This window comes from Streptomyces sp. NPDC033270 (assembly GCF_055576575.1).
Genome location: NZ_JBVIRA010000023.1, coordinates 129,480 through 153,176, shown reverse-complemented (window position 1 = coordinate 153,176; position 23,697 = coordinate 129,480). Strand labels below are relative to the sequence as shown.

General features: G+C 71.2%; 25 protein-coding genes and 1 pseudogene. 17 read left to right on the top strand and 9 right to left on the bottom strand.

What is annotated here, in order from left to right; translation table 11 throughout:
* Nucleotides 1-12: 12 nt before the first annotated feature.
* On the top strand, nt 13-756 hold the full coding sequence (locus tag ACZ5XZ_RS28550; protein WP_468983039.1) for an AAA family ATPase: 744 nt from the start codon (nt 13-15) through the stop codon (nt 754-756).
* Here ACZ5XZ_RS28550 and ACZ5XZ_RS28545 read toward each other — a convergent pair.
* Entirely contained in the window at nt 710-2,398 is a 1,689-nt protein-coding gene (locus tag ACZ5XZ_RS28545; RefSeq protein WP_468982980.1) for an FAD-dependent monooxygenase, read from the bottom strand. The genes ACZ5XZ_RS28550 and ACZ5XZ_RS28545 overlap by 47 nt on opposite strands.
* 174 nt (nt 2,399-2,572) lie before the next feature.
* Between ACZ5XZ_RS28545 and ACZ5XZ_RS28540 the strand changes: the two genes are divergently transcribed.
* A complete protein-coding gene (locus ACZ5XZ_RS28540; RefSeq protein ID WP_468982978.1) occupies nt 2,573-3,184 on the top strand; it encodes a TetR/AcrR family transcriptional regulator in 612 nt (203 codons plus the stop codon).
* A 19-nt stretch (nt 3,185-3,203) separates the two neighbouring features.
* Here the strand turns inward: ACZ5XZ_RS28540 and ACZ5XZ_RS28535 are convergent, their stop codons facing one another.
* The gene (locus tag ACZ5XZ_RS28535) at nt 3,204-4,082 is read right to left on the bottom strand and encodes an AraC family transcriptional regulator (protein ID WP_468982977.1); all 879 of its coding nucleotides are present in this window, start codon (nt 4,080-4,082) and stop codon (nt 3,204-3,206) included.
* 122 nt (nt 4,083-4,204) lie between these two features.
* Here ACZ5XZ_RS28535 and ACZ5XZ_RS28530 point away from each other — a divergent pair, with 122 nt between their 5' ends.
* The 3 genes from ACZ5XZ_RS28530 to ACZ5XZ_RS28520 all read left to right on the top strand — a co-directional run bounded on the left by ACZ5XZ_RS28530 (nt 4,205) and on the right by ACZ5XZ_RS28520 (nt 6,398).
* Nucleotides 4,205-4,843 (top strand): TIGR03086 family metal-binding protein, encoded by a 639-nt coding sequence (locus tag ACZ5XZ_RS28530; protein WP_468982974.1) that lies wholly within the window; start codon nt 4,205-4,207, stop codon nt 4,841-4,843.
* Between the two features lie 116 nt (nt 4,844-4,959).
* Nucleotides 4,960-5,565, top strand: coding sequence for a cupin domain-containing protein (locus tag ACZ5XZ_RS28525; protein ID WP_468982972.1), 606 nt, complete (start codon nt 4,960-4,962; stop codon nt 5,563-5,565).
* Complete coding sequence (locus tag ACZ5XZ_RS28520; protein WP_468982971.1) at nt 5,562-6,398, top strand: SDR family NAD(P)-dependent oxidoreductase; 837 nt, start codon at nt 5,562-5,564, stop codon at nt 6,396-6,398. Before ACZ5XZ_RS28525 ends, ACZ5XZ_RS28520 begins: the two co-directional genes overlap by 4 nt.
* 78 nt (nt 6,399-6,476) lie before the next feature.
* Here the strand turns inward: ACZ5XZ_RS28520 and ACZ5XZ_RS28515 are convergent, their stop codons facing one another.
* Nucleotides 6,477-7,037, bottom strand: a complete 561-nt coding sequence (locus tag ACZ5XZ_RS28515; RefSeq protein WP_384441633.1) for a hypothetical protein — start codon at nt 7,035-7,037, stop codon at nt 6,477-6,479.
* Between the two features lie 322 nt (nt 7,038-7,359).
* Here ACZ5XZ_RS28515 and hemL point away from each other — a divergent pair, with 322 nt between their 5' ends.
* From hemL to ccsB, 7 genes are all read left to right on the top strand, one after another.
* Entirely contained in the window at nt 7,360-8,667 is a 1,308-nt protein-coding gene (gene hemL / locus ACZ5XZ_RS28510; protein WP_468982969.1) for a glutamate-1-semialdehyde 2,1-aminomutase, read from the top strand.
* Nucleotides 8,668-8,675: 8 nt separating this feature from the next.
* The gene (locus ACZ5XZ_RS28505) at nt 8,676-9,356 is read left to right on the top strand and encodes a histidine phosphatase family protein (RefSeq protein WP_468982966.1); all 681 of its coding nucleotides are present in this window, start codon (nt 8,676-8,678) and stop codon (nt 9,354-9,356) included.
* Nucleotides 9,357-9,502: 146 nt separating this feature from the next.
* Complete coding sequence (locus ACZ5XZ_RS28500) at nt 9,503-10,720, top strand: polysaccharide deacetylase family protein (protein ID WP_468982965.1); 1,218 nt, start codon at nt 9,503-9,505, stop codon at nt 10,718-10,720.
* Between the two features lie 78 nt (nt 10,721-10,798).
* On the top strand, nt 10,799-11,413 hold the full coding sequence (locus ACZ5XZ_RS28495) for a TlpA family protein disulfide reductase (protein WP_468982963.1): 615 nt from the start codon (nt 10,799-10,801) through the stop codon (nt 11,411-11,413).
* Between the two features lie 4 nt (nt 11,414-11,417).
* Nucleotides 11,418-12,176, top strand: a complete 759-nt coding sequence (locus ACZ5XZ_RS28490) for a cytochrome c biogenesis CcdA family protein (RefSeq protein WP_468982960.1) — start codon at nt 11,418-11,420, stop codon at nt 12,174-12,176.
* A gap of 3 nt (nt 12,177-12,179) precedes the next feature.
* Nucleotides 12,180-13,970 (top strand): cytochrome c biogenesis protein ResB, encoded by a 1,791-nt coding sequence (gene resB / locus ACZ5XZ_RS28485; protein WP_468982958.1) that lies wholly within the window; start codon nt 12,180-12,182, stop codon nt 13,968-13,970.
* Nucleotides 13,967-15,055, top strand: a complete 1,089-nt coding sequence (gene ccsB / locus ACZ5XZ_RS28480; protein WP_468982956.1) for a c-type cytochrome biogenesis protein CcsB — start codon at nt 13,967-13,969, stop codon at nt 15,053-15,055. Before resB ends, ccsB begins: the two co-directional genes overlap by 4 nt.
* Here ccsB and ACZ5XZ_RS28475 read toward each other — a convergent pair.
* The 3 genes and pseudogenes from ACZ5XZ_RS28475 to ACZ5XZ_RS28465 all read right to left on the bottom strand — a co-directional run bounded on the left by ACZ5XZ_RS28475 (nt 15,040) and on the right by ACZ5XZ_RS28465 (nt 16,889).
* Nucleotides 15,040-15,757 (bottom strand): annotated as a pseudogene (locus tag ACZ5XZ_RS28475) (DUF4291 domain-containing protein). The gene ccsB and the pseudogene ACZ5XZ_RS28475 sit on opposite strands and share 16 nt — an antisense overlap.
* 67 nt (nt 15,758-15,824) lie before the next feature.
* Nucleotides 15,825-16,370, bottom strand: a complete 546-nt coding sequence (locus ACZ5XZ_RS28470; RefSeq protein ID WP_468982954.1) for a nucleoside deaminase — start codon at nt 16,368-16,370, stop codon at nt 15,825-15,827.
* Nucleotides 16,371-16,469: 99 nt separating this feature from the next.
* Nucleotides 16,470-16,889, bottom strand: a complete 420-nt coding sequence (locus ACZ5XZ_RS28465; protein ID WP_468982951.1) for a PLD nuclease N-terminal domain-containing protein — start codon at nt 16,887-16,889, stop codon at nt 16,470-16,472.
* Nucleotides 16,890-16,977: 88 nt separating this feature from the next.
* Here ACZ5XZ_RS28465 and ACZ5XZ_RS28460 point away from each other — a divergent pair, with 88 nt between their 5' ends.
* Together ACZ5XZ_RS28460 and mqnP are read left to right on the top strand one after the other, a co-directional pair.
* On the top strand, nt 16,978-18,435 hold the full coding sequence (locus tag ACZ5XZ_RS28460; RefSeq protein ID WP_468982950.1) for a menaquinone biosynthesis decarboxylase: 1,458 nt from the start codon (nt 16,978-16,980) through the stop codon (nt 18,433-18,435).
* On the top strand, nt 18,432-19,334 hold the full coding sequence (mqnP, locus tag ACZ5XZ_RS28455) for a menaquinone biosynthesis prenyltransferase MqnP (RefSeq protein ID WP_468982948.1): 903 nt from the start codon (nt 18,432-18,434) through the stop codon (nt 19,332-19,334). Before ACZ5XZ_RS28460 ends, mqnP begins: the two co-directional genes overlap by 4 nt.
* Before the next feature lie 69 nt (nt 19,335-19,403).
* On the opposite strand, the gene ACZ5XZ_RS28450 is transcribed toward mqnP, so the two are convergent.
* Nucleotides 19,404-20,060, bottom strand: a complete 657-nt coding sequence (locus ACZ5XZ_RS28450) for a DUF4870 domain-containing protein (protein ID WP_468982945.1) — start codon at nt 20,058-20,060, stop codon at nt 19,404-19,406.
* Between the two features lie 87 nt (nt 20,061-20,147).
* Nucleotides 20,148-20,741 carry a rhomboid family intramembrane serine protease gene (locus tag ACZ5XZ_RS28445; protein ID WP_468982943.1) on the bottom strand — a complete coding sequence of 198 codons (594 nt, stop codon included), beginning with the start codon at nt 20,739-20,741 and terminating at the stop codon, nt 20,148-20,150.
* A gap of 142 nt (nt 20,742-20,883) precedes the next feature.
* Between ACZ5XZ_RS28445 and ACZ5XZ_RS28440 the strand changes: the two genes are divergently transcribed.
* Nucleotides 20,884-21,612: a UbiX family flavin prenyltransferase gene (locus tag ACZ5XZ_RS28440; protein ID WP_468982940.1), complete on the top strand. Its 729-nt coding sequence runs from the start codon at nt 20,884-20,886 to the stop codon at nt 21,610-21,612.
* Between the two features lie 31 nt (nt 21,613-21,643).
* Here ACZ5XZ_RS28440 and ACZ5XZ_RS28435 read toward each other — a convergent pair whose 3' ends face one another.
* Nucleotides 21,644-21,778: a hypothetical protein gene (locus tag ACZ5XZ_RS28435; protein ID WP_384441639.1), complete on the bottom strand. Its 135-nt coding sequence runs from the start codon at nt 21,776-21,778 to the stop codon at nt 21,644-21,646.
* Nucleotides 21,779-21,899: 121 nt separating this feature from the next.
* On the opposite strand from ACZ5XZ_RS28435, the gene ACZ5XZ_RS28430 reads away from it, so the two are divergent.
* Entirely contained in the window at nt 21,900-22,358 is a 459-nt protein-coding gene (locus tag ACZ5XZ_RS28430) for an Lrp/AsnC family transcriptional regulator (protein WP_384441617.1), read from the top strand.
* 158 nt (nt 22,359-22,516) lie between these two features.
* Nucleotides 22,517-23,680 (top strand): aminofutalosine synthase MqnE, encoded by a 1,164-nt coding sequence (gene mqnE / locus ACZ5XZ_RS28425; protein WP_393498526.1) that lies wholly within the window; start codon nt 22,517-22,519, stop codon nt 23,678-23,680.
* Nucleotides 23,681-23,697: the final 17 nt, after the last annotated feature.

Below are 23,697 nucleotides of genomic sequence, written 5' to 3'. Positions count from 1 at the left end.
AGCTTCGAAGGCATGCTGATCGAGCGGGCTTATGTGGATGTTCCGGAGGGGGAGGGGACGGCCGGGGACGGCTGGCCCTGGACGGTGCCGTGTGTGCGTCAGCTGGCCGAGGAGGGGCTGGCCTTCCGCGCTCCGGTCACGTTTCTGGTGGGCGAGAACGGCTCGGGGAAGTCGACGCTGGCCGAGGCGCTGGCGGAGGGGTTCGGACTGGATTCCTACGGCGGCTCGGCGGGCTACAAGTACGCGAGCTCGCGGGAGGCGTCGCTGCTGGGCGGGCTGATGCGGTTCGATCCGACCCGGGAGGGGCGCCGGATGGTGCGCGGGCCGCGGACCCGCCGCAAGGGCTTCTTCCTGCGGGCCGAGACCGCGCTGGAGGCGCTCGGCGGGGAGCACGGCTCGCTGCGGCTGTCCCGGCACCCGGACGAGATGAGCCATGGCGAGGGCTTCCTGCTGGCGCTCCGGGAGCGGTTCACACAGCCGGGGCTGTATGTGATGGACGAGCCGGAGGCCGCACTGTCGTTCTCCTCCTGTCTGGAGCTGGTCGGGCTGATGAGTGAGCTGGGCAGCGGCGGCGCGCAGATCATCTGCGCCACGCACTCCCCGCTGCTGACCGCGCTGCCCGGCGCGGAGATCGTCGAGGTCGGTGAGCACGGCATGCGGTCGGTGCAGTGGGCGGAGCTGGGGCTCGTCGACCACTGGCGGCGCTATCTCAACGACCCGCGGGCGTATCTGCGGCATGTATTGGCGCCGGGATGACCGATGAGGGACGCGGGCCGGTCCCGCCGTCTCCGGGTGCGGTGCCGGTCCACCGCACGAGGGCGGCACGCAGGGCCGCGGCGCGCTCGGCGGGGTGGGTGGCGTCGGTGGCCCAGGCGATATAGCCGTCGGGGCGTATGAGGAGAGCGGTGCGGCGACCGCCGGCCCAGGTGGCGCGGATGACGCGGCCGTCGGCGGGCTGCGGGCAGGCCCCGCCGCCCGCCGGCTCCTGGGGGAGGGTGGGTTCGTCGGCGGGGGCGATGAGCACGAACCGGCCCTGGCGCAGGAGCGCGTAGAGGCGGCCGCCGTCGGCCAGGCGGATGTCGGGGGCGCGGTGGCCGGCGAGCCGGTGGGCGCCCGGCCCGGCCGGATAGGCGATGCCGATGCCGGAGACGGTGCCGATCGCGCGGCGGGCCAGCGGCCGCAGACGGGTCAGGAGCTGGGCGGCGAGTGCGCGGGCCGCCCTGCCCGGCGCGGAGTGCAGCAGAGCGATCCGGAGGATGGCGCCGCTGCTGCGCAGCACCATCTTCCCAATGGGGTGGCGCTCGGTCTGATAGCTGTCCAGGAGAGCGGCGGGGGCGTGGCCCCGGAGCACGGCCGCCAGCTTCCAGCTGAGGTTGGCGGCGTCCTGCAGGCCGGTGTTCATGCCCTGGCCGCCGGCGGGGGAGTGGACATGGGCGGCGTCGCCGGCGAGGAAGACACGGCCCACGCGGTACTGCGGGACCTGGCGCTCGTCGCTGTGGAAGCGCGAGATCCAGCGGGCGTCGTGCATGCCGTAGTCCGTGCCGAGGGCGAGCCGGGCGACCTCGCGGACCTCGGCGAGATCGGCGGGGGCGTCGTCATCGGCCTGGCGGTGGCGGTCCCAGCCGATGACGCGGTACCAGCCGTCGCCGAACGAGGCCACCAGGCCGAAGGCGTCCCCGGTGGCGTTGAAGGTGAAGGCGGACCGGGGCTCTTGGGCCAGCCGCACATCGGCCAGGACCAGCGAGCGGATCACGGACTTGCCGGGGAAGGGCAGACCGACGGCCTCGCGGACCGCGCTGCGCACGCCGTCCGTGCCGACGAGGTAGGCGGCGCGGGCGCTGCCATCGCCCCCGGCGCCGCGCAGCCGCACGGTCACCCCGTCCGCGTCCTGGTCGAGGCCGGTCACCTCGGAGTCGTACCGGAACGTCACGCCGGCCTCCCGGGCCCGGCGCTCCAGCAGCCGCTCGACCTCGAACTGGGGCGTGATCAGCACGAACGGGAAGCGGGAGGGGAGCCGGGACGGGTCGAGGGTGGCGGCGCCGAAGAGGCGGAGCCGGGAGATCGGGTGGCCGCCGGCGACCAGCTCGTCGGCGAGGCCGCGGGCGTCGAGCTGCTCCAGGGTGCGGGCGTGGACGGCCAGGGCGCGGGTGAGGTTGCTGGTCGTCTCGGTGCGGCGTTCGACGAGGGTGACGGCGAGGCCGGCCTCGGCGAGGTCGCCGGCGAGCAGTAGTCCCGTCGGACCGGCGCCGACGACGAGGACGTCCGCGTCGCGGGCCGTGTGCCCGGACGGGGTCGCGGAGCCGCCGGTGCCGCTTTCGCTGTCGGTGCCGCTTTCGCTGTCGGTGGTGCTGCCGGTGGTGCTGTCAGTGGTGCCGGGCTTGCGGTTGATGGCATTCATGGCCGTTGCCTCCTACGCCTGTCCTGACCACGTCGACGCGTGCGGATCGACGCACGCGCGGTCAACGCATATGTGTCAACGCCTGTGTGCCAACACTCGTTGGTCAACGCTTGTTGGCAAGCGTAGGACTCCTCGCGCTGGCATGTCAACGGCCGTTGGCCTACAGTCGTGGGCATGGTCGACCATGCGCCTCTCACCAGCAGCGACGCCGCGTCCGGTGCCGGGCAGACCCCCCAGCCGCGCTCCGCCGTGACCCGCGCCGCGATCCTGGCCGCGGCCCGCGACCGCTTCGCCGCCGAGGGCTACGAGCGCGCCACGATCCGCTCCATCGCCAGGGAAGCGGGCATCGACCCGTCGATGGTGATGCGCTACTACGGCAACAAGGCGGGCCTGTTCGCCGCCGCCTCCGAGATCGAGCTGCACGCCCCGGACCTCACCCACGTACCGCACGACGAACTCGGCGCCCGCCTGGTGCGCCACTTCCTCGAACGCTGGGAGCGGGACGAGGCGCTGACCGCCATGCTGCGCGTCGGCGCCACGAACGAAGCCGGCGCGGAGCGGATGCGGGGCGTGTTCGCCGAGCAGGTCGGGCCGGTCCTCTCCGCGGTCTGCCCCGTCCCCGAGGAGGCGGCGGTCCGCTCCGGGCTGATCGCCTCGCAGATGCTCGGGCTGGCCCTGTGCCGCTACGTCCTGCACCTCCCGCCGGCCGTCGGCCTCGGCCACGACGAGATCGTCGCCTGGCTGGCGCCCACCATCCAGCGCTATCTGACGGCCGAGCTGCCCTGAGGCCCCGGGCGGGGCCGCGTCAGCGCGGGTAGGCGGTCGGCGGCACCCCGACCGTCGCCGTGACATCGCGGACCAGATGCGCCTGGTCGCTGTAGCCCAACTCGGCGGCCAGCGCGGCCCAGTCGACCGCCGCGTCCGCCGCGGCCCGCTCCAGGGCCTCATGGATGCGGTAGCGCAGCAGCACCCACTTGGGGCTCACCCCGACATACCCGGCGAACAGCCGCTGCAGCGCCCGTACGGACATCCCCTCGGCCCGCGCGAAGTCCGCGACCCGCCGGATCGTGCGGTCCGTCCGGATCCGGTCGGCCAGCCGCATCGCGAGCCCGGCGTGTTCCAGGACCCGCGGCCCGGCCCGCAGCAGAGGCGTCAGGAAGGCGTCGAGCGCGGCCACCCGGGCGTCCTCGTCCGCCGGCTCCACCACGGCCCGCGCGGCATCCGCGACCGCCGACTGCACTACGGCTCGCACGGCATCGGCGCGCGCGCCCGGATCCTCCGCGCGCGCGTCCGGGCCCGGCGGCCCGGCGAAGACCGCCGTCAGCGGCAGCCTGCGGCCCGTCCAGTCGGTGACCGGCCGCTCCGGGGTGAACGGCCGGAACCCGCCGGGCCGGAACTGCACCCCGCACACCCGCCCCACCAGCGTCTGGGAGAACAGCTCCAGCCCGACGCCCGCGACCTCACCGAAGGCGGCCCGGCCGGCGTGCCGCTGGAAGACGACGTTCACACACGGGTGCGGCACGACCTGGCTGGTGTACGGCTCGGGCAGATCCCAGTCGATCAGCCAGTAGTGCTCGACATACGGGCGCAGCGCTTCGGCGGGGGAGCGGCGCCGGAACCGCACCCGCGCCAGGAGGTCCGGGGCGGCGACGATGCCCCGGGTGTCGCGCCGTGGAGCGGCCATGACCCGGATCCTAAAGCGGTGCGCGCCGAGCGCCACCGCACGGCCTGTCGCATTTCTTCAAGCCGCGGCCGGCGGCGGCCCGTAGCGTCATCGAGATGACGGACACCAGGGATATACGAGACATGCAAGACAAATCCGCCAGGGATGGGCGGGACGCGTCGGCCGAGTCGGGCGGTGCGGACGGGCCCCGGACGGCACCGCCGATCAGCGAGCTGCTGGACGCCGCGGCCCGGGCCGCGCTCCCGGTGCTGCGCGGGGTGCGCGACGACCAACTGGGGCTGCCCACGCCCTGCGCCGAGTACGAGCTGCGGGCGCTGCTCAACCACCTCTTCCACGTCGTGGTCGCCTTCCAGGCGCTGGCCGCCAGGAAGGAGGCGGACTTCAGCCGGACCCCCGACCGGCTCGGCCAGTACGGGGCCCGGTGGCCCGACCGGTTCGCCGAGGAGACGGTGCTGCTGGTCGAGGCCTGGGCGGCGCCGGGCGCTGAGGACGGCGTGTCCGGTGGGATGGGGCTGCCGGCGCGGACCGTCGGCGCGATGGTGCTGCTGGATCTGGTGGTGCACGCCTGGGACGTGGCGCGGGCGACCGGCCGGCCGTACGAGGCACCCGCGGGGTGCGTGGCCGAGCTGCGGACGCTGGTCGCGCGGATGGCCCCGACGGCCCGGCAGATGAACGTCTTCGCCGAACCGGTTCCGGTACCGCCCGGCGCCACCGAACTCGACGCCCTGCTGGCGGAGACGGGCCGCGACCCCGTCGGCTGACGGACCGTCGGCCGGGCGCGCGGACATGGCCCGATTGCGCCCGCCGCGGCGCCGCCTTCGCCCCTAGGGTGGATCACCTCCGACGGACGGCGACGAGTGGGAGGGGCCCAGCCCGGATGAACGCGCACCGAACGCCCCGCGACCGGCTCCCCGAGGCACTGATCGAGTTCTACGGGCTGGCGCCGCTGCCCCGCGAGGGCGGCCGGTTCCGGCAGACCTGGGCGGGCCCGGCGCGCCCCGACGGACGGCCCGAGGGCACGGCGATCGTGATGCTGCTCACCGCCGCGCCGGACGACTTCTGCGCCCTGCACCGGCTGCCGACCGACGAGATCTGGCACTTCTACACGGGCGACCCGCTCACCCTGCTCCTCCTGTCCGAAGGCGGCGCACTGCCCGAAGGCGGCGGACGCCTCGACGCCGACGGGCACCCGGACGACGGCGGACACGCCGAGGGCGGCGGCCCCTCCTCCGGCGGGCAGGCGTGCTCGGCCCGTACGGTCGTCCTCGGGCCGGACGTCCTGGACGGGCAGCACGTCCAGTTCACCGTGCCCGCCGGTACGTGGATGGCCGCCGAGGTCGCCGACGGCGGCGCCTGGACGCTCTTCGGCTGCACGATGGCGCCCGGATTCACCTTCGCCGACTACGAGCACGGGGACGCCGCCGAACTGGCCGCGCGCTTTCCCCAGGAGGCAGCGCGGATCGTCGCGCTGAGCCGACCATGACAGAGCCGTCGACCCCCGCGGAGCCGTCGACCCCCGACGGGCTCACCGACCGCGACGTCCCGGGCCGCCGCGCCCTGCCCGACCTCACCGGGCAGGTCGCCCTCGTCACCGGCGCCGCGGGCGGAATCGGCCGCGGGGTCGCGCTGCGGTTCGCCGCCGCGGGCGCCGAGGTCGTGGCGCATTACCGTACGGGCGCCGACGCGGCCCGCGCACTGGTCGCACGGATCGAGGAGGGCGGCGGGCGCGCGCTGGCGCTGCGTGCCGAGCTGGCCGACGAGGAGGAGTGCCACCGGCTGGTGACGCGGGCGGCCGACTGGCGCGGGCGGCTGACCGCGCTGGTGAACAACGCGGCGGTGCAGCCGACCCAGGAGCTGGCGGGGATGTCGCTGGCCGACTGGCGGGCGGTGGCGGATGTGAACGTGCACAGTGTCTTCGCCTGCACCCAGGCCGCGGCGGCCGTGATGCGCGCGCAGGGGACCGGATCGGTGACCCATATCGCCTCGATCGAGGCGGACCGCCCGGCGCCGCGGCACGCCCACTACTGCGCGTCCAAGGCGGCGGTGGTGATGCACGCGCGGTCGGCGGCGCTGGAGTACGGGCCGTACGGGATCCGCGTCAACAGCGTCTCACCGGGACTGATCGCGCGCCCCGGCCTGGCGGAGGACTGGCCGGAGGGGGTGCGGCGCTGGGAAGCGGCGGCGCCCACCGGGCGGTTGGGCCGCCCGGAGGACGTCGGCGACGCGTGCGTGTTCCTCGCCTCACCGATGGCGTCGTGGATCACCGGACACGATCTCGTCGTCGACGGCGGCGTCTCGGCGCGCCCCACATGGTGACCGCGGACACACCCGGTCCCACCCGAATCCGTGATCGGTGGCGCGACGGGCCGTGGCCCGCCGCGCCCTGCCGAACCGTTACGGCCACACCAGGCAGTACGCCTGATGGCCCGCCTCGTGCAGCCGGTGGCTGAAGTCCTGCCACTCGTGCAGCAGCTGGTAGACGGTGAAGGCGTCGCGCGGGCCACCGCGGTCGGGGACGGTGGACCAGATGAAGGCGGCCGCGCCGACCGACTCCTCGCCGACGCCGCGCAGCGGGTCGACCACGGTCATGGGGAGCTTGACGACGGCGTAGTCGGGGTGGAGGACGACGAGTTCGAGCGGCGGAACCTTATGAAGCGGTATGCCCTCTATACCGGTGAGGACCATGGCGGCCATCGTCTCCGGCTTGATCTTGGTGAACATACCGCCCATGCCGAGCTCGTCACCGCCGAGTTCCTCGGGGCGCATGGAGATCGGAACGCGGGCCGCGGTCGCGCCGTTGGGCGCGCCGAAGTATTTGTACGTCACCCCCATGCGGCCGCCTCTGATGTCCCCGCCCTTGTTCTCGTCGGTTTCCTCGCGCCGGTGACGGCCGCGCTGGGCGCGCTCGGGACCCCGGTCATTGGTTCCCTCGCCCAGTTCGCCACCGCGATGCATATCTCCACCCGACCACTCGCAGCCCCAGCCGCGCAACCCGATCATCGTCTCAGAGACCTCCCCCGTCGCAGGCGCGTGAAACGCCCGGCCGCACGCCCCCGTGCGCCTCTGAGACCATTGCTTGCGTGACTTACTCGTACGTCGCCCCAGTTTCGCAGACGACTGGGGGCTGACGCCCGGTCGGAAGCGAGAGGAATCAAAAAAGGATCGAACGGGAACCGCGCGGCACCTTGGGTGGTCCAAGCGGGGATTCCCGCACCGTTGTCAGCCGGGCCGTGTCCGTGCGTCGCCGCCCTCCCCGTTTATGCAGGTCAGGATCCCAGTGTCTTTTCCGTATGAAGCCCCTGTTTCGCAGTCGCTGTTCGAGCGCGCGTCCGCGGTGACGCCGGGCGGCGTCAACTCTCCGGTGCGCGCGTTCCGGGCCGTGGGTGGTACGCCCCGGTTCATGGTGTCCGGTACCGGTCCGTACCTCACCGATGCCGACGGCCGTGAGTATGTCGACCTCGTGTGCTCCTGGGGGCCGATGATCCTCGGTCACTCGCGCCCCGAGGTGATCGCCGCGGTCCAGGAGGCGGTCGCCCGCGGTACGTCCTTCGGCACGCCCGGCGCGGGCGAGGTCGAGCTGGCCGAGGAGATCGTGGCCCGGATCGAGCCGGTCGAGCAGGTGCGGCTGGTCTCCAGCGGCACCGAGGCGACGATGTCGGCGATCCGTCTGGCCCGCGGTTTCACCGGCCGCCCCAAGGTGATCAAGTTCGCCGGCTGCTACCACGGGCATGTGGACGCGCTGCTGGCCGCGGCCGGCTCGGGCGTGGCGACCTTCGGGCTGCCCGACACGCCGGGCGTCACGGGTGCGCAGGCCGGCGACACGATCGTGCTGCCGTACAACGACCTGGAAGCGGTGCGGGTGGCGTTCGCCGCGCACCTGGGCGAGATCGCCTGTGTGATCACCGAGGCGTCGCCCGGCAACATGGGCGTGGTGCCGCCGCTGCCCGGCTTCAACCAGGGGCTCAAGGACCTCTGCGCCGGCGACGGCGCGCTGTACATCTCCGACGAGGTGATGACCGGCTTCCGCGTCAGCAAGGCCGGCTGGTACGGAATCGACGGGGTGCGTCCCGATCTGATGACCTTCGGGAAGGTGATGGGCGGCGGCTTCCCGGCCGCGGCCTTCGGCGGCCGCGCGGACGTCATGGCGCACCTCGCCCCGGCCGGCCCGGTCTACCAGGCGGGCACCCTGTCGGGGAACCCGATCGCCACCGCGGCCGGCGTCGCGCAGCTGCGGCTGCTGGACGACGCCGCGTACGAGAAGGTCGACGCGGTCTCGGCCGAGCTGCGCTCGCTGGTGACCGGCGCGCTGGCCAAGGAGGGGGTCGCGCACCGCCTCCAGGTCGCGGGCAACATGTTCTCGGTCTTCTTCACCGGCCGGGACGTCACGAACTACGACGAGGCCAAGGCGCAGGAGTCCTTCCGCTTCACCGCCTTCTTCCACTCGATGCTGGCGCAGGGCGTCTACCTCCCGCCGTCCGCCTTCGAGTCGTGGTTCGTCTCGACCGCGCACGACACGCAGGCCGTGGAGCGGATCGCGGCGGCGCTGCCGGCCGCCGCCCGGGCCGCCGCCGAAGCGACCGAGTGAGGGGCGACATGAGCCACGACGACATCACCGTTGTCCATCTGATGCGGCACGGCGAGGTGCACAACCCCGAGGGTGTGCTCTACGGGCGCCGGCCCGGCTACCACCTGTCCGATCTGGGCCGGAAGATGGCCGACCGGGTCGCGGAGCACCTCGCGGGGCGGGACATCACGCATGTCGTCGCCTCGCCGCTGGAGCGTGCGCAGGAGACCGCGACGCCGATCGCCGGTGCGCACGGTCTGGACCTGGCCACCGACGAGCGGCTGATCGAGGCGGGCAACGTCTTCGAGGGCAAGACCTTCGGCGTCGGCGACGGCGCGCTGAAGAAGCCGGGGAACTGGAAGTACCTGACCAACCCGTTCCGTCCCTCGTGGGGCGAGCCGTACATCGAGCAGGTCGTACGGATGATGGCGGCGCTCGGTGCGGCGCGGGACGCGGCGCGCGGGCACGAGGCGGTGGCGGTCAGCCATCAGCTGCCGATCTGGATCGTCCGCAGCTTCGCGGAGCGGCGGCGGCTGTGGCACGACCCGCGCAAGCGGCAGTGCACGCTGGCCTCGCTGACGTCGTTCACGTTCCACGGCGACAAGATCATTTCGGTGGGGTACAGCGAACCGGCGCGCGACCTGGTTCCCTCCCATCTCCTGGCGGGCGCCAAACCCGTCAAGGGGAAGGCCAAGGCTTTCGGGGCCTGACGCTGCATCACTCGGCGGAACGCCGAAGGCCGGCAAAATAAAATATCTGAGCGATTAACTCTCTTCTCCGACGCTCGACATGCCCTTCACTCGGTTGTCCGTTTATATGGATATCGAGTTCGGCGAGCACGGATGGGGTCGAGGGTATGCGCGCGATCAGTCGACGAAACCTGTTGAGTATGGGAGTTGGTGCGGCCGCGGCGCTGGGCGTCGCCGGCTGCACCTCGTCGGGTTCGGGCGCGGACAAGCAGAAGGCGAAGAACTCCGTCCAGGCCCGCCCTCAACTCATCGGTGACGGCTCGACAGCGATATATGGCCCACAGCCCCATCAGCCGAAAACACCCGAACGGCTGGAACCCGGACAGACCCCTCCGCAGTTCGTGGTCTTCTCCTGGGACGGCGCGGGAGAGGTCGGCAACGGCCTCTTTCCCCGCTTTCTCAAACTCGCCAAGGACCACGGCGCGGCCATGACCTTCTTCCTGTCCGGGCTCTATCTCCTGCCGGAATCCCAAAAACACCTCTACGAGCCCCCGGGCAACCGGCGCGGCGCCTCCGACATCGGCTACCTCAGCGACGAGCACATCAAGGAGACGCTGAAGCATGTCCGCCAGGCCTGGCTGGACGGCCACGAGGTCGGCACCCACTTCAACGGCCACTTCTGCAGCGGCTCGGGTGCCGTCCGGCACTGGACCCCCCAGGAATGGCAGTCCGAGATCGACCAGGTGATGGACTTCGTCACCAGATGGCGCACGAACACCGGCTTCAAGGATCTCGAACCGCTGCCCTTCGACTACCGCCGGGAACTCGTCGGCGGCCGTACGCCGTGCCTGCTCGGCCAGGACAATCTGCTGCCCATCGCCAAGGAACTCGGCTGGCGCTATGACGCCAGCTCGCCCGGCGGCCGGCAGATGTGGCCGAAGAAAAGGATGGGAATCTGGGACTTCCCGCTCCAGCAGATTCCCTTCCCCGGTCACCCTTTCGAGGTGCTCTCCATGGACTACAACATGCTCGCCAATCAGTCCAGGAGATCCACCAAGGCCCCGCCCGCCAACTACCCGGGCTGGCGGCAGCAGGCCACCGACGCATACATCTCCGGATTCCGCCGCGCCTACGAGACCAATCGCGCGCCGTTCTTCATCGGCAACCACTTCGAGCAGTGGAACGGCGGCATCTATATGGACGCCGTCGAGGCGGCCCTCAAACACATCGCCAATGAGCAGAACCGGGATGTCCATCTCGTGTCGTTCCGCCAGTTCGCCGACTGGATCGACGCCCAGGACCCCGAGGTGCTGTACAAGCTGCAGCAGATCCCCGTCGGCCAGCGCCCCAAGGAGGGCTGGAAGGCCTACCTCTCGACGGCCTGACATGCCCCTGTGATGCCGTGGCCGGCCCGGCGAGGGGGGTGTGGAAGATCCGGAAAAGGCCCATGCGAAACTTTTCACATGAGTGCTAGCCGCGCCCCACGCCGCCTTGCGCGCCGACGCCGTACCACCCTGCTCGCCGCGGGCGCCGCGGCCGCCGCACTGGGCTTGAGCGCCTGCGGCGACGGTGCCTCCGGCGGCTCCGCGCAGACCCGGTTCGTCCCGGGCAAGAACGGCATCGACACCGTCAAGCCCGGCGACCGGCAGCCGGCGCCCGCACTGTCCGGCGAGACCACCACCGGCAAGAACCTCGACGTCGCCGACTACAAGGGCAAGGTCGTCGTCCTCAACGTCTGGGGGTCGTACTGCGGGCCCTGCATCGCCGAGGCGCCGAACTTCGCCAAGGTCTTCAAGGAGACCAGGAGCAAGGGCGTGCAGTTCGTCGGGATCAACACCCGCGACACCGACAAGGCGCTGGCCACCAACTTCGAGGACGAGCACAAGGTCCCCTACCCCAGCCTGTACGACCCGACCGGCAAGCTGATGCTGCGCTTCCCCAAGGGCAGCCTCAACCCGCAGGCCATCCCCTCCACGATCGCCGTCGACCGGCACGGCAGGATCGCCGCGCGCTCGCTCGGCCCCCTCACCGAGGACGCGCTGCGCAAGATGGTCACCCCGCTGATCGCCGAGAAGTGATCACGTGATCCAGCTCGCCGTCGCGGAGAACCAGACCGTCCTGACCGGCACCCTGCTCGCCGCCGTCCCCATCGCCCTCCTCGCCGGGCTCGTCTCCTTCTTCTCGCCCTGCGTCCTGCCGCTGGTCCCCGGCTACCTGTCCTACGTCACCGGCGTCACCGGCACCGACCTCGCCGAGGCCCGCCGCGGACGGATGCTGGCCGGCGCCGCCCTCTTCGTCCTCGGCTTCACCGCCGTCTTCGTCTCCGGCGGCGCGCTCTTCGGGTTCTTCGGCCAGACCCTGCAGGCGTACAAGGGCGTCCTGTCGAAGGTCCTGGGCGTGCTGATGATCCTTCTCGGGCTGGCCTTCGCCGGAGTGCTGCAACGCTTCGGCCAGCGCGAACTGCGCTTCCACATGAAGCCCGCCATGGGACTGGCCGGCGCACCCGTGCTCGGCGTGCTCTTCGGCATCGGCTGGACGCCGTGCCTGGGCCCGACCTTCGCCGCCGTCAGCGCGCTCGCCTTCTCCGACGCCAGCGCCGGCCGCGGCGCCCTGCTCACCGTGGCGTACTGCCTGGGCCTGGGCGTGCCGTTCCTCGCCGTCGCCCTCGCCTTCCGCCGGGTGCTCGGCGCGTTCGGCTGGGTCAAACGGCACTACCAATGGGTGATGCGGCTCGGCGGCGGCATGATGGTCGCGCTCGGCATCCTCCTCGTCACCGGCCTCTGGGACAGCCTGATGTCCGAGCTGCAGAGCTGGACGCAAAGCTCCACCGTTGGGATCTGACTGATGTCCACCAAGACCGACACCCCCCGCGAGCCCGGTCCCACCCCCGAGCCGGGCGGCGACCTGGGCGCCGCCGGATCCCAGCTGTCCACCGCGCCCAGGGAGGACGTCACCTTCCCCTCCCTCGGCCCCCTGGGCTGGGCGCGCTGGTTCTGGCGGCAGCTGACCTCGATGCGGGTGGCGCTGCTGCTGCTCTTCCTGCTGTCGATCGGTGCCATCCCCGGCTCGCTGATCCCGCAGATCAGCATCGACCCCGTCAAGGTCGACCAGTTCAAGGCCGACCACGCCACCCTCGGCGACATCTACGACAAGCTCGGGATGTTCCACGTCTACAGCTCGGTGTGGTTCTCCGCGATCTACCTGCTGCTGTTCATCTCGCTGATCGGCTGCATCGTGCCGCGCAGCTGGCAGTTCGTCGGACAGCTCCGCAGCCGCCCGCCGGCCGCCCCGCGCCGGCTGACCCGGCTGCCCGCCTACACCACCTGGCGCACCGACGCGGACCCCGACGAGGTCCTCGCCGCGGCCCGGCGGATGCTGAAGAAGCGGCGCTTCCGCGCCCACCGGGACGGCACCGCCGTCGCCGCCGAGAAGGGCTATCTGCGGGAGGTCGGCAATCTCGTCTTCCATGTCGCGCTGATCGTGATGCTGGTGGCGTTCGCCGTCGGCAGCCTGTGGAAGTCCGAGGGCGGCAAGCTGGTCACCGAGGGCGACGGCTTCGCCAACAACCTCACCCAGTACGACGACTTCAAGTCGGGCCCCTTCTTCGACACCGACACCCTGGAGCCCTTCGGCTTCACCCTCGACAGGTTCGAGGCGACCTACGAGCGCACCGGACCGCAGAAGGGCACCCCGCGCATCTTCCGCGCCCACATCAGGTACTTCTCCGGCGCCGACGGCAAGGAGCACAAGACCGCGATCGAGGTGAACACCCCCCTCGACATCGCCGGCTCCAAGGTCTACCTGCTCTCCCACGGCTACTCGCCGGAGGTCACCGTCAAGGACGGCCGCGGCAAGGTCGTCTACAAGGGCGCGGTGCCCTTCCTCCCGCAGGACAGCAAGAACTTCACCTCGACCGGTGTGGTCAAGGTCCCCGGCGCGCAGACCAAGGACGGCAAGCGCAACCAGCTCGGCTTCCAGGGCTTCTTCGTGCCGACGTTCGGCGGCAAGGGCTCCGGCTCGATGTTCTCCCAGTTCCCCGCGCTGGACTACCCGGTGCTGACGCTGACCGCCTACCACGGCGATCTGGGCGTCTCCTCCGGAGTGCCGCAGAACGTCTACCAGCTGGAGAAGAAGGGCCTCAAGCAGTACAAGACCAAGGGCCGCCCGCTGGCCCAGATGATGCTGCCCGGCGAGACCATGAAGCTGCCCGACGGCGACGGCAGCATCCAGTTCACCGGCGTCAAGAGCTGGGCCAGCTTCACGATCTCCCACCAGCCGGGCAACGGCCTCGCGCTGACCGGCGCGGTCGCCGCCCTGCTGGGCCTGGCCGGCTCGCTGTTCATCCAGCGGCGCCGGGTGTGGGTGCGGGCCGAACAGGCCGCGGACGGCACGACGGTCGTCGAGCTGGCCGGCCTCGGCCGCAGCGAGTCCGCCCGGCTGCCCGAAGAGCTCGCCGAACTCGCGGCGGCACTGGAACCCGACGCCCCGCTCGCCCCGGACGCCGCCCCCGGCAGCGATCCGGACCCCGGCAGCGATGCGGGCTCCGGCACCGGAACCGACACCTCCTCCCCAGACCCCGCGGAGCCCACTGACTCTGACGGTCCTGCTGACCCCTCCGAAGGAGCGCGCGCGTGAACCTCGCTGCCGCAGCCAACGAGACAATGGCGCACAACAGCAACCTGCTGGTCTATTCGGCGATGGCGATCTACACGCTCGCCTTCCTCGCGCACATGGCCGAGTGGGTGTTCGGCAGCCGCAGCAAGGTCGGCCGCACCGCCGCCGCCCTGACCGCACCGGCCGCGGCGCCCGCCGCCCCGGCCGCCCGGGCGGCGCAGCAGCGCGGCGGCACGGCCGTACTGGAGCGGCCCAAGGTCATCACCAAGGCCGTCGCCGGCAGCCGCGACGTCCCCGACGGCCCCGGCGCCGCCGGCGGCACGGAGAAGGGCGACCTCTACGGACGGATCGCCGTCTCGCTGACCGTCCTGGCCTGGGCCCTGCACGTGGGCGGCGTCGTCACCCGCGCCCTGTCCGTGGAGCGCGCCCCCTGGGGCAACATGTACGAGTTCTCCACGACCTTCGCCGCGGTCGCGGTCGGCCTCTACCTGCTGCTGCTCGCGCTGAAGAAGAACGTCCGCTGGATCGGCCTGCCCCTGGTCACCACCGTCCTGCTCGACCTGGGACTCGCCGTCTCGGTCCTCTACACCGCCAGCGACCAGCTCGTCCCGGCCCTGCACTCGTACTGGCTGTGGATCCACGTCAGCTGCGCGATCATCTCGGGTGCGGCGCTCTACCTGGGCGCCGTCGCCACCCTGCTGTTCCTCTTCCGGGACCGCTACGAGACCAAGCTCGCCGACCCGGACGGCAAGCAGCCCGGTGCCTTCGCCACGTCCGTCCTGGAGCGGCTGCCCGCGGCCGCCTCGCTGGACAAGTTCGCCTACCGCATCAACGCCACCGTCTTCCCGCTGTGGACGTTCACGATCATCGCGGGCGCCATCTGGGCCGAGGCCGCCTGGGGCCGCTACTGGGGCTGGGACCCCAAGGAGGTCTGGTCCTTCATCACCTGGGTCGCCTACGCCTGCTACCTGCACGCCCGCGCCACCGCAGGCTGGAAGGGCCGCAAGGCCGCCTGGCTGGGCCTGATCGCCTTCGTCTGCTACCTGTTCAACTACTACGGCGTGAACATCTTCGTGACGGGTCTGCACTCCTACGCGGGAGTCTGATCCGCGGCCGCACCCAGACCCGGCGTCCCCTCGGGCGCCGGGTACGGGCGCTCCTCGGGCAACAGCGCGGCGGCCGCCGCCGTGTCCCCCGAGCGCACCCGCGCATGGACCTCGTGGGCGAGCGCCGTGACATCCGTGATCGCCACCGTCCACTCGTCCGCGTACCGCCGCGACGCCTCCCCGGCCAGCCCCAGCTGCAGCGAACGGTACGGCAGCGGCCGCAGCCGCAGATCACGCTCCGGATCCCACTGCACCCGTGCCGGTGCGCCCTTCAACCGCTGCCTGAAGTCGTCGCGGTCGGCGTGCTCGCCGGGGTCGTAGTGCGACAGACAGGCGTGGCGCAGCGCCCAGTCGAAGCCCGCCCGGTCGATCTCGACGGCCAGCACGGTCTCCTGGTCGGCCTTGGCGCCCCATCCGCAGCGGTACATCATCCACAGGAACGACGGCTTGATCCACGTCATCCGCTCCCGCTTCCACGCCGCGGGAAACCGGCCGTCGCGCGCGGCCGGCAGGCCGAGGGCCGTGGGGGTCCCCCCTGCTCCTTCAGAGCTTGGGGGAGTAGGCCTGATAGACGGTGACGGTCCGTTCGGTGTACCGGGCGCGGATACGGCGGTACGGCTCGCCGTGCGGCGAGCCCGGGTGGTGCGGTGCGGTGGAGTGCGGGGAGACCCGTACGGGGACGTCGGAACCGGTGCTGCTCATGGCGGGCCATCCTGGCGGACGCCCGGCGCCGCGGCCACCGAATTCCCGGACCCGCCGGGCCGGGCGCTCACCCGCCGCCGATGTCCTCACGCCACAGCGCCGGCCGCGCCTCGATGAAGTCGCGCATCATCCGCGCGCACTCGGGGTCGTCCAGCAGGACGATCCGCACACCGTGCCGGGCGAGCCAGTCATGCCCGCCGTGGAACGTCCGGGCCTCGCCGATCACCACGCGCGAGATCCCGAACTGGCGGACCAGGCCGCTGCAGTACCAGCAGGGGGAGAGGGTGGTGACCATCGTCGTACCGCGGTAGCCGCGCTGGCGGCCGGCCGCGCGGAAAGCCGCCGTCTCCGCGTGCAGCGAGGGATCACCGTCCTGGACCCGGCGGTTGCGGCCGCGGCCCAACAGCACGCCGTCCGGCCCGTACAGCGCCGCGCCGATCGGGATACCGCCCTCGGCCAGCCCGGCGCGCGCCTCCTCCAGCGCCGTCGCCAGCATGGCGCGGGCCTGTTCCTGCAGATGGTCGGGGTGCCCGGACGGGTCGCTGTGGCCGTCGACGCCGCCGCGCAGCCGGAACTCGTCGCGGTCCTGACCCCAGTCCTGCGTGCGGTCCATGAGATCACCGTACGCCGCGCCGGACCGCCGTGGCGGCACCGAACGCCCCGACCCGTACCGACCCTCGGCCGGACGCCTCAAGCCCTCGGCCGGTGGCCGCTAGCCCTTGGCCGGCGGGGTGTCCTCGGGGCCCTCCGCCGCCTCGCCGCTCTTGCGCCGCAGTTCCTCCTCGCGGCGGCGCAGATCGGCCTCCCAGTCCTTGAGCAGGGCCTCGTCCTTGTTGTTCTCGTCTTTGAGGGACCTGAGGAACTCGGGGTTGTCGTCCGGGGCGACGAACTTCGTGCGGTGGTTGCGGTGCCACTCGGAGGGGGTGCTGCCGCCGCCCGTCGCCGGCTGCCGCTGCTTGCCCGCCACCAGCCACGCGATCGGCCCGATCAGCACCTCGCCGAAGAGCAGGATGATGATCACCCAGACCACCTTGGGCAGCCCGCGCACCTGCGATTCGGGGGTGTTGAGGCAGTCGATGAACGCGTAGATCCACAGCGCCAGCACCAGTAGGAACGGCAGATACCTGAGCATTGCGGAACGAGCCCCCTGCGCGCGACGGCGGGCCCTCGACGGGGCCCGGTGACCCGCCCAGGGTAGTGCGTACCCGATACTGGAACGCATGGCTTACGACGATCTCCGCTCGTTCCTGCGCGCACTTGAACGCGAAGGCGACCTCAAGCGCATCAAGGCCGAGGTCGACCCGTATCTGGAAGTCGGCGAGATCGTGGACCGGGTGCAGAAGTCCGGTGGCCCGGCGCTGCTCTTCGAGAACGTCAAGGGCTCGGCGATGCCGCTCGCCATGAACGTCTACGGCACCGACCGCCGGCTGCTGAAGGCGCTGGGCCTGAAGGCGTACGAGGACATCAGCGGCAAGATCGCCGGCCTGCTCAAGCCGGAACTGCCGCAGGGCTTCGTCGGCGTGCGCGAGGCGTTCGGCAAGCTCGCGGGCATGACGCACGTCCCGCCGAAGAAGGTCAAGGGTGAGAGTGCCCCGGTGCAGGAGGTCGTGCTCACCGGCGACGACGTCGACCTCGACCGGCTGCCCGCCCTGTTCACCTGGCCCAAGGACGGCGGCTCCTTCTTCAATCTGGGGCTGACGCACACCAAGCACCCGGAGACCGGCGTACGCAACCTCGGCCTCTACCGGCTGCAGCGCCACGACAAGCGCACCATCGGCATGCACTGGCAGATCCACAAGGACAGCCGCAACCACTACCAGGTCGCGGCCAAGCGCGGTGAGAAGCTGCCCGTCGCCATCGCCTTCGGCTGCCCCCCGGCCGTCACCTACGCCTCCACCGCCCCGCTCCCCGGCGACATCGACGAGTACCTCTTCGCCGGCTTCCTCCAGGGCAAGCGGATCGAGATGGTCGACTGCAAGACCGTCCCGCTGCAGGTGCCGGCCCACGCCGAGGTCGTCATCGAGGGCTGGCTGGAGCCCGGCGAGATGCTCCCGGAGGGCCCGTTCGGCGACCACACCGGCTTCTACACGCCGCAGGAGCCCTTCCCGGCGCTGACCATCGACTGCGTGACGATGCGCAGGCGGCCGCTGCTCCAGTCGATCGTCGTCGGCCGGCCGCCCACGGAGGACGGCCCGCTGGGCCGCGCCACCGAGCGCTTCTTCCTGCCCCTGCTCAAGATCATCGTCCCGGACATCGTGGACTACCACCTCCCCGAGTCCGGCGGCTTCCACAACTGCGCGATCGTCTCGATCGACAAGAAGTACCCCAAGCACGCGCAGAAGGTCATGCACGCCATCTGGGGCGCGCACATGATGTCGCTGACCAAGCTGATCGTGGTCGTGGACGCGGACTGCGATGTCCACGACCTCCACGAGGTCTCCTGGCGCGCCCTGGGCAACACCGACTACGCCCGCGACCTGACCGTCGTCGAAGGCCCCGTCGACCACCTCGACCACGCCTCCTACCAGCAGTTCTGGGGCGGCAAGGCAGGCATCGACGCCACGAAGAAGTGGCCCGAGGAGGGCTACACCAGGGACGACGGCTGGCCGGACATGGTCGAGTCCGACCCGTCGACGGCGGCCCTGGTCGACCGCCGCTGGAAGGAGTACGGCCTGTGAGCGCCTCCGCCGCCGCGGTACCGCAGCCGGGCAGGACCAAGGCGTTCCTGCGCCTGGTCGTCATCGAGCACTCCGTCTTCGCGCTCCCCTTCGCCTACATCGCGGCGTTCACCGCCATGTACCAGCTCGACAAGCGCATCCACTGGGTCCCGCTGCTGCTGGTGACCGTCGCGATGGTGGGTCTGCGCACCTTCGCGATGGCCGTCAACCGCATCATCGACCGCGAGATCGACGCCCGTAACCCGCGCACGGCCGGGCGCGAACTCGTCACCGGCGCGGTCTCGGTCAAGTCCGCCTGGACCGGCGCGCTGGTCGCCGTCGTCGTCTTCCTGGGCGCGGCGGCCCTGCTCAACCCGCTGTGCCTGGCGCTGGCCCCGGTCGCCGTGGTCCCGATGGTGGTCTATCCGTACGGCAAGCGGTTCACGAACTTCCCGCATGCGATCCTCGGCCTGGCCCAGGCGATGGCCCCGGTCGGCGCGTGGATCGCGATCACCGGCGAGTGGTCCTGGGAGGCGGTGGTCCTCGGCCTCGCGGTCGGCGTCTGGATCGGCGGCTTCGACCTGATCTACGCCTGCCAGGACGTCGAGGCGGACCGCGCCCACGGCGTGATGTCCGTACCGGCCCGCTTCGGTGTGCCGGGCGCGCTGTGGGGCGCGCGCTGGTGCCACGTCGTGACGACCGCGCTGCTGGTCTGCTACGCCCTCGTCATCGGCGCCGGTGTCTTCTTCTGGCTCGGGATGGTGATCGTCGTCGCGGCCTTCTGCTACGAGCACGCGATCGTCCGCCCGCACGACACCTCCCGGCTTAACCGGGCCTTCTTCCAGGTCAACAGCTTCATCGGCATCGCGCTGTTCGTCTGCGCGCTGCTGGATCTGGTGGTGCGCGGGCTGTCGGTCTGACGTGGTGTCGGGCTGACGCGGTGCCGGGTCGATGCGGTGTCGGGCCGGCGTCCGGGTCGTTCGGGGGTGTCAGCCCTTGCTGACCGGCCAGGCGATCAGGCGCGGGTAGGTCCACAGTTCGCCGCGGGTGGCTTTGACCGTGGCGATGATGGCGCAGACCATGCCCGATATGCCGTAGGCGGCCATGATGCCGATCACGGTCAGCAGCGGCACCGCGAGTCCGGAGCTGTTGCGCTGGGCTTCGGTGTGGGCGGCCGCCGCGAAGATGAAGGCGCTGGCGAAGTAGAGGATCACGCCGAGAGCCGCCATGACGGCCTGGGTGATGCCGAAGTTCAGCGCCTGGGTGGCGTGGTGGCGGACGTAGGGGTCGTGCTTGTGGCGCTCGTTGCCGCGGATGGACATCGGGAAGATCCAGCCGACGAAGGCGCCCAGGCCGCAGCACACCATGGAGCCGGCCGTGACGGTCAGCAGCGCGCCCAGATGGGACCACATCGCGGGGCTCGTGGAGGGGCTGGGCGGGGGCTGGGTGCCGTAGCCGGGAGTCGGGCCGTAGGCCGGGCCGGGGGTCTGGTAGCCGGGACCCGGCTGCTGGTACCCGGGGGCGCCGGGGTAGCCGTAACCACCCTCGGGCGCCGCGCCGTTCGGCCAGGGGGACTGCGGCGTCCCGTACGGCTGCTGGGGACCGCCGCCGTGCGGTCCGTAACCCGGCTGGTGGTAGTCGGACATGTCTGCTCACCCCGTGTGTGCTGCGTGTTTCGCCCGCGCGGTGCGTGGTGTCGTGTAACGCCTCGGCGGCTCCCGTTCGTTCCGAGGCTACGGGACCGGTCCGACAGCGGCTCCGGCGGTGGTGGCGCGGGCGCGCTCCCGGAAGGCGAAGGCCGCCAGCACCCCGCCGATCAGGCCGAAGAGATGGCCCTGCCAGCTGATGCCGCTGTCGGTCGGCAGCGCGCCCCACAGGATCGACCCGTACACCGCGCCGACGACCAGGCCGATGCCGATGTCGAGCGGTTTGCGCTCGATGAAGCCGCGCACCAGGAGGTAGCCGAAGAGGCCGAAGACGACGCCGGAGGCGCCCGCGGTGTTGCTGTACGGGGCGGCCGTGAACCAGACGCCCAGTCCGCTGGTGAGGATGATCAGCGCGACGACGGCGAGGAAGCGCCGCACCCCGCTGCGCAGTGCGGCGATGAAGCCCAGCAGCAGCAACGGCAGGGTATTGGCCGCCAGATGGCCGAAGCCGAAGTGCAGGAAGGCCGCGGGCACCACGTCGACCAGCTCGGCGGGCTCGCGCGGCTGTATGCCGAAGGTGTCCAGCGCGCCCGCGGTGACGAAGTCGACGCCCTCCAGCAGCCACAGCAGCGCGACCCAGCCCAGCATCAGGCAGATCGCCGGCTTGGCTCGTGCGGTCATCCCCGGCCCTCCCTTCTCCTCCCCCGGCGGGTGGCCCCGCGGGCGGCCTCCCCGGCCGGCCCCGGGCGGGTCCGCGCGCGAGGGGCGCACAGGTAACAACGGCCGTGACGGGGTCTGTGGTTCCGCCGGATAGGCTCGATGCGTGGAGCCGCCGCACAACGACACCAGCAGGCAGGACCCCGGGCGACGCCGTCCGTGGGTCGTGGGGATCTCCGGCGCGTCCGGGACGCCGTATGCGGCTTCCGTGCTGCGCGGGCTGCTCGCCGCGGGGGAGGCGGTGGACCTGGTCGTCAGCCGGGCGTCGCGGCTGACGCTGCTGGATGAGACCGGGATTGCGTTCCGGGATGCCCATTGGCGCGCTGACCTGCGGGAATGGCTGGCGCGCGGGGCGGACGGCAAACCGGCGACGTTTCCGGTGACGGAGGCGGACCTGGCGGATGTGCGCTACTGGGCGGCCGGGGACCTGGCGGCCGGGCCGTCGTCGGGTTCGTATCCGGTGAAGGGGATGCTGATCGTCCCGGCGAGCACGGCGTGTGTGGCCGGTGTGGCGCTCGGGCTGTCGAAGGATCTGCTGCAGCGGGTGGCGAGCGTGACGCTCAAGGAGCGGCGGCGGCTGGTGGTGGCGGTGCGGGAGACCCCGCTGAACGGGCCGACGCTGAAGCATCTGGTGACGCTGGACGAGGCGGGCGCCGTGGTGCTGCCCGCCTCGCCGGCGTTCTACGCGGGAGCGACGCACATCCAGGATCTGGTGGACTTCGTCGCGGGCCGGGTGCTCGACGCGGCGGAGGTGCCGCACGGGTTGTACCGGCGTTGGGAGGGGGAGCTTCGGGGTGGCTCCAAGGAAGAGGAGGAGGCCCCGGACGCTCCTTAGTCAGCGCCTGAGTCGGCGCTTCTTCGGTCGGTCAGCTCTTCTTCGCCGCGGCGGCGCGGCCGAAGCGGCGCCGGGCCCGCGGCTCCGCGGGCTTGTGGGCACGTGAACGATTGGCCTGGTCCTGCAGCTCGCGCATGCGGGCGTAGGCCATCTCGATCGAGTACACGGTGACAGCTCCTGTGGGATCGTCTTTGATCGTTTGGAAGATTCGCAGGGTCTAGGCCCTGTGTACCTTAGATTCTACATGTAGAACTCGAAAATGCGTAAAGATTGGAAGGCTTGAGGGCATGGACGCGGTGGATAGGCAGCTCATCCAGGCACTTCGCGAGAACGGCCGGGCCTCGTACGCGGAGCTCGGCCGCCTCGTCGGCCTCTCCGGACCCAGCGTCACGGACCGGATCAACCGCCTCGAAGCGGCCGGTGTGATCACCGGCTACCGGGCGACGGTCGACGCCGCCTCGCTCGGCCTCGGCGTCACCGCGCTGGTCGGCATCTCGCTGTCGGACGCCGCCGACCATGAGGACGTCGCCCGCCGGCTGCGCGACCTCGCCGAGATCGAGGACTGCTGGTTCATCGCCGGCGACGACTCGTACATGCTCAAGGTGCGGGTGGGCGATGTGGACGGCCTGGAGCGCACCATCCGGCGACTGTCCGGCACCAAGGGCGTCTCCCGTACGCGCACCACGATCGTGCTCTCCACCAAGTGGGAGAACCGCGTCGGCGAGCTGCCCGAAGAGGTCGAGTAGGCCACCGGGTCCAGGCGGGACACGGCAGGGCGGACGGGTGCACCAAGGGGGCCCCGTCCGCTGTCATTACGGGGGAGTACGCTCAACGAAGCCCGTTTCCTGCACAGAAGCGGCACAGAATACGGCAGAGACTGGGAGGCGACCGGATGGCTGCGTCGATGGATGCTGGCCTCAAGCGCGAGCTGGAGGCGAAGGTCCACGCCGGGGAGCGGCTGACCCGCGAGGACGGAATCGCCCTGTACGAGTCCGACGACCTGGCGTGGCTGGGCGGCCTGGCGCACGAGGTGCGCACGCGCAAGAACGGCGACGTCGTCCACTTCAACGTCAACCGCCACCTCAACATGACCAACGTGTGCACCGCGTCGTGCGCCTACTGCTCCTTCCAGCGCAAGCCGGGCGAGAAGGACGCGTACACGATGCGCATCGAGGAGGCCGTCCGCCTCGCCAAGGCGATGGAGAACGACAACCTCACCGAGCTGCACATCGTCAACGGGCTGCACCCCAATCTGCCGTGGCGGTACTACCCGCGGTCGCTGAGCGAGCTCAAGAAGGCCCTGCCGAACGTCTCGTTGAAGGCCTTCACCGCCACCGAGATCCACCACTTCGAGACCATCTCGGGCCTGTCCGCCTCCGAGATCCTCGACGAGCTGATCGACGCCGGTCTGGAGTCGCTCACCGGCGGCGGCGCGGAGATCTTCGACTGGGAGGTCCGGCAGCACATCGTCGACCACCGCACCCACTGGGAGGACTGGTCGCGCATCCACCGCCTCGCGCACGAGAAGGGCCTCAAGACCCCCTCGACCATGCTCTACGGGCACATCGAGGAGCCCCGCCACCGCGTCGACCACGTGCTGCGGCTGCGTGAACTCCAGGACGAGACCGGCGGCTTCCAGGTCTTCATCCCGCTGCGCTACCAGCACGACTTCGTGGACATGAAGGACGGCAAGGTCCGCAACCGCCTCCAGGCCCGTACGACGATGGCCACCGGCGCCGAGGCGCTGAAGGTCTTCGCGGTCTCCCGCCTGCTGTTCGACAACGTCCCGCACGTCAAGTGCTTCTGGGTGATGCACGGTCTGCAGACCACCCAGCTCGCCCTGCAGCACGGCGCCGACGACATGGACGGCTCGGTCGTCGAGTACAAGATCACGCACGACGCGGACAACTACGGCACGCCCAACAAGCTGACCCGTGAGGACCTGCTGGAGCTGATCCGCGACGCAGGCTTCCGCCCCGTCGAGCGCAACACCCGCTACGAGGCCATCCGCGAGTACCCGGGCCCGGACCCCGAGCGCCGCGAATCGCCGCAGCCGATGCGCGTCTGAGCTGGTCGGAGCCGATT

Bases quoted from the DNA above. Each gene is read 5' to 3' on its own strand.
- ACZ5XZ_RS28520 (WP_468982971.1), top strand. From the start codon at position 5,562: ATGACAGAGCCGTCGACCCCCGCGGAGCCGTCGACCCCCGACGGGCTC.
- ACZ5XZ_RS28525 (WP_468982972.1), top strand. From the start codon at position 4,960: ATGAACGCGCACCGAACGCCCCGCGACCGGCTCCCCGAGGCACTGATC.
- ACZ5XZ_RS28505 (WP_468982966.1), top strand. From the start codon at position 8,676: ATGAGCCACGACGACATCACCGTTGTCCATCTGATGCGGCACGGCGAG.
- ACZ5XZ_RS28445 (WP_468982943.1), bottom strand. From the start codon at position 20,741: ATGACCGCACGAGCCAAGCCGGCGATCTGCCTGATGCTGGGCTGGGTC.
- mqnE (WP_393498526.1), top strand. From the start codon at position 22,517: ATGGATGCTGGCCTCAAGCGCGAGCTGGAGGCGAAGGTCCACGCCGGG.
- ACZ5XZ_RS28450 (WP_468982945.1), bottom strand. From the start codon at position 20,060: ATGTCCGACTACCACCAGCCGGGTTACGGACCGCACGGCGGCGGTCCC.
- ACZ5XZ_RS28495 (WP_468982963.1), top strand. From the start codon at position 10,799: ATGAGTGCTAGCCGCGCCCCACGCCGCCTTGCGCGCCGACGCCGTACC.
- ACZ5XZ_RS28430 (WP_384441617.1), top strand. From the start codon at position 21,900: ATGGACGCGGTGGATAGGCAGCTCATCCAGGCACTTCGCGAGAACGGC.
- ACZ5XZ_RS28500 (WP_468982965.1), top strand. From the start codon at position 9,503: ATGCGCGCGATCAGTCGACGAAACCTGTTGAGTATGGGAGTTGGTGCG.
- ACZ5XZ_RS28530 (WP_468982974.1), top strand. From the start codon at position 4,205: ATGCAAGACAAATCCGCCAGGGATGGGCGGGACGCGTCGGCCGAGTCG.
- ACZ5XZ_RS28460 (WP_468982950.1), top strand. From the start codon at position 16,978: ATGGCTTACGACGATCTCCGCTCGTTCCTGCGCGCACTTGAACGCGAA.
- resB (WP_468982958.1), top strand. From the start codon at position 12,180: ATGTCCACCAAGACCGACACCCCCCGCGAGCCCGGTCCCACCCCCGAG.
- ACZ5XZ_RS28465 (WP_468982951.1), bottom strand. From the start codon at position 16,889: ATGCTCAGGTATCTGCCGTTCCTACTGGTGCTGGCGCTGTGGATCTAC.
- ACZ5XZ_RS28545 (WP_468982980.1), bottom strand. From the start codon at position 2,398: ATGAATGCCATCAACCGCAAGCCCGGCACCACTGACAGCACCACCGGC.
- ACZ5XZ_RS28550 (WP_468983039.1), top strand. From the start codon at position 13: ATGCTGATCGAGCGGGCTTATGTGGATGTTCCGGAGGGGGAGGGGACG.
- ACZ5XZ_RS28535 (WP_468982977.1), bottom strand. From the start codon at position 4,082: ATGGCCGCTCCACGGCGCGACACCCGGGGCATCGTCGCCGCCCCGGAC.
- ACZ5XZ_RS28540 (WP_468982978.1), top strand. From the start codon at position 2,573: ATGGTCGACCATGCGCCTCTCACCAGCAGCGACGCCGCGTCCGGTGCC.
- ACZ5XZ_RS28515 (WP_384441633.1), bottom strand. From the start codon at position 7,037: ATGCATCGCGGTGGCGAACTGGGCGAGGGAACCAATGACCGGGGTCCC.
- ACZ5XZ_RS28470 (WP_468982954.1), bottom strand. From the start codon at position 16,370: ATGGACCGCACGCAGGACTGGGGTCAGGACCGCGACGAGTTCCGGCTG.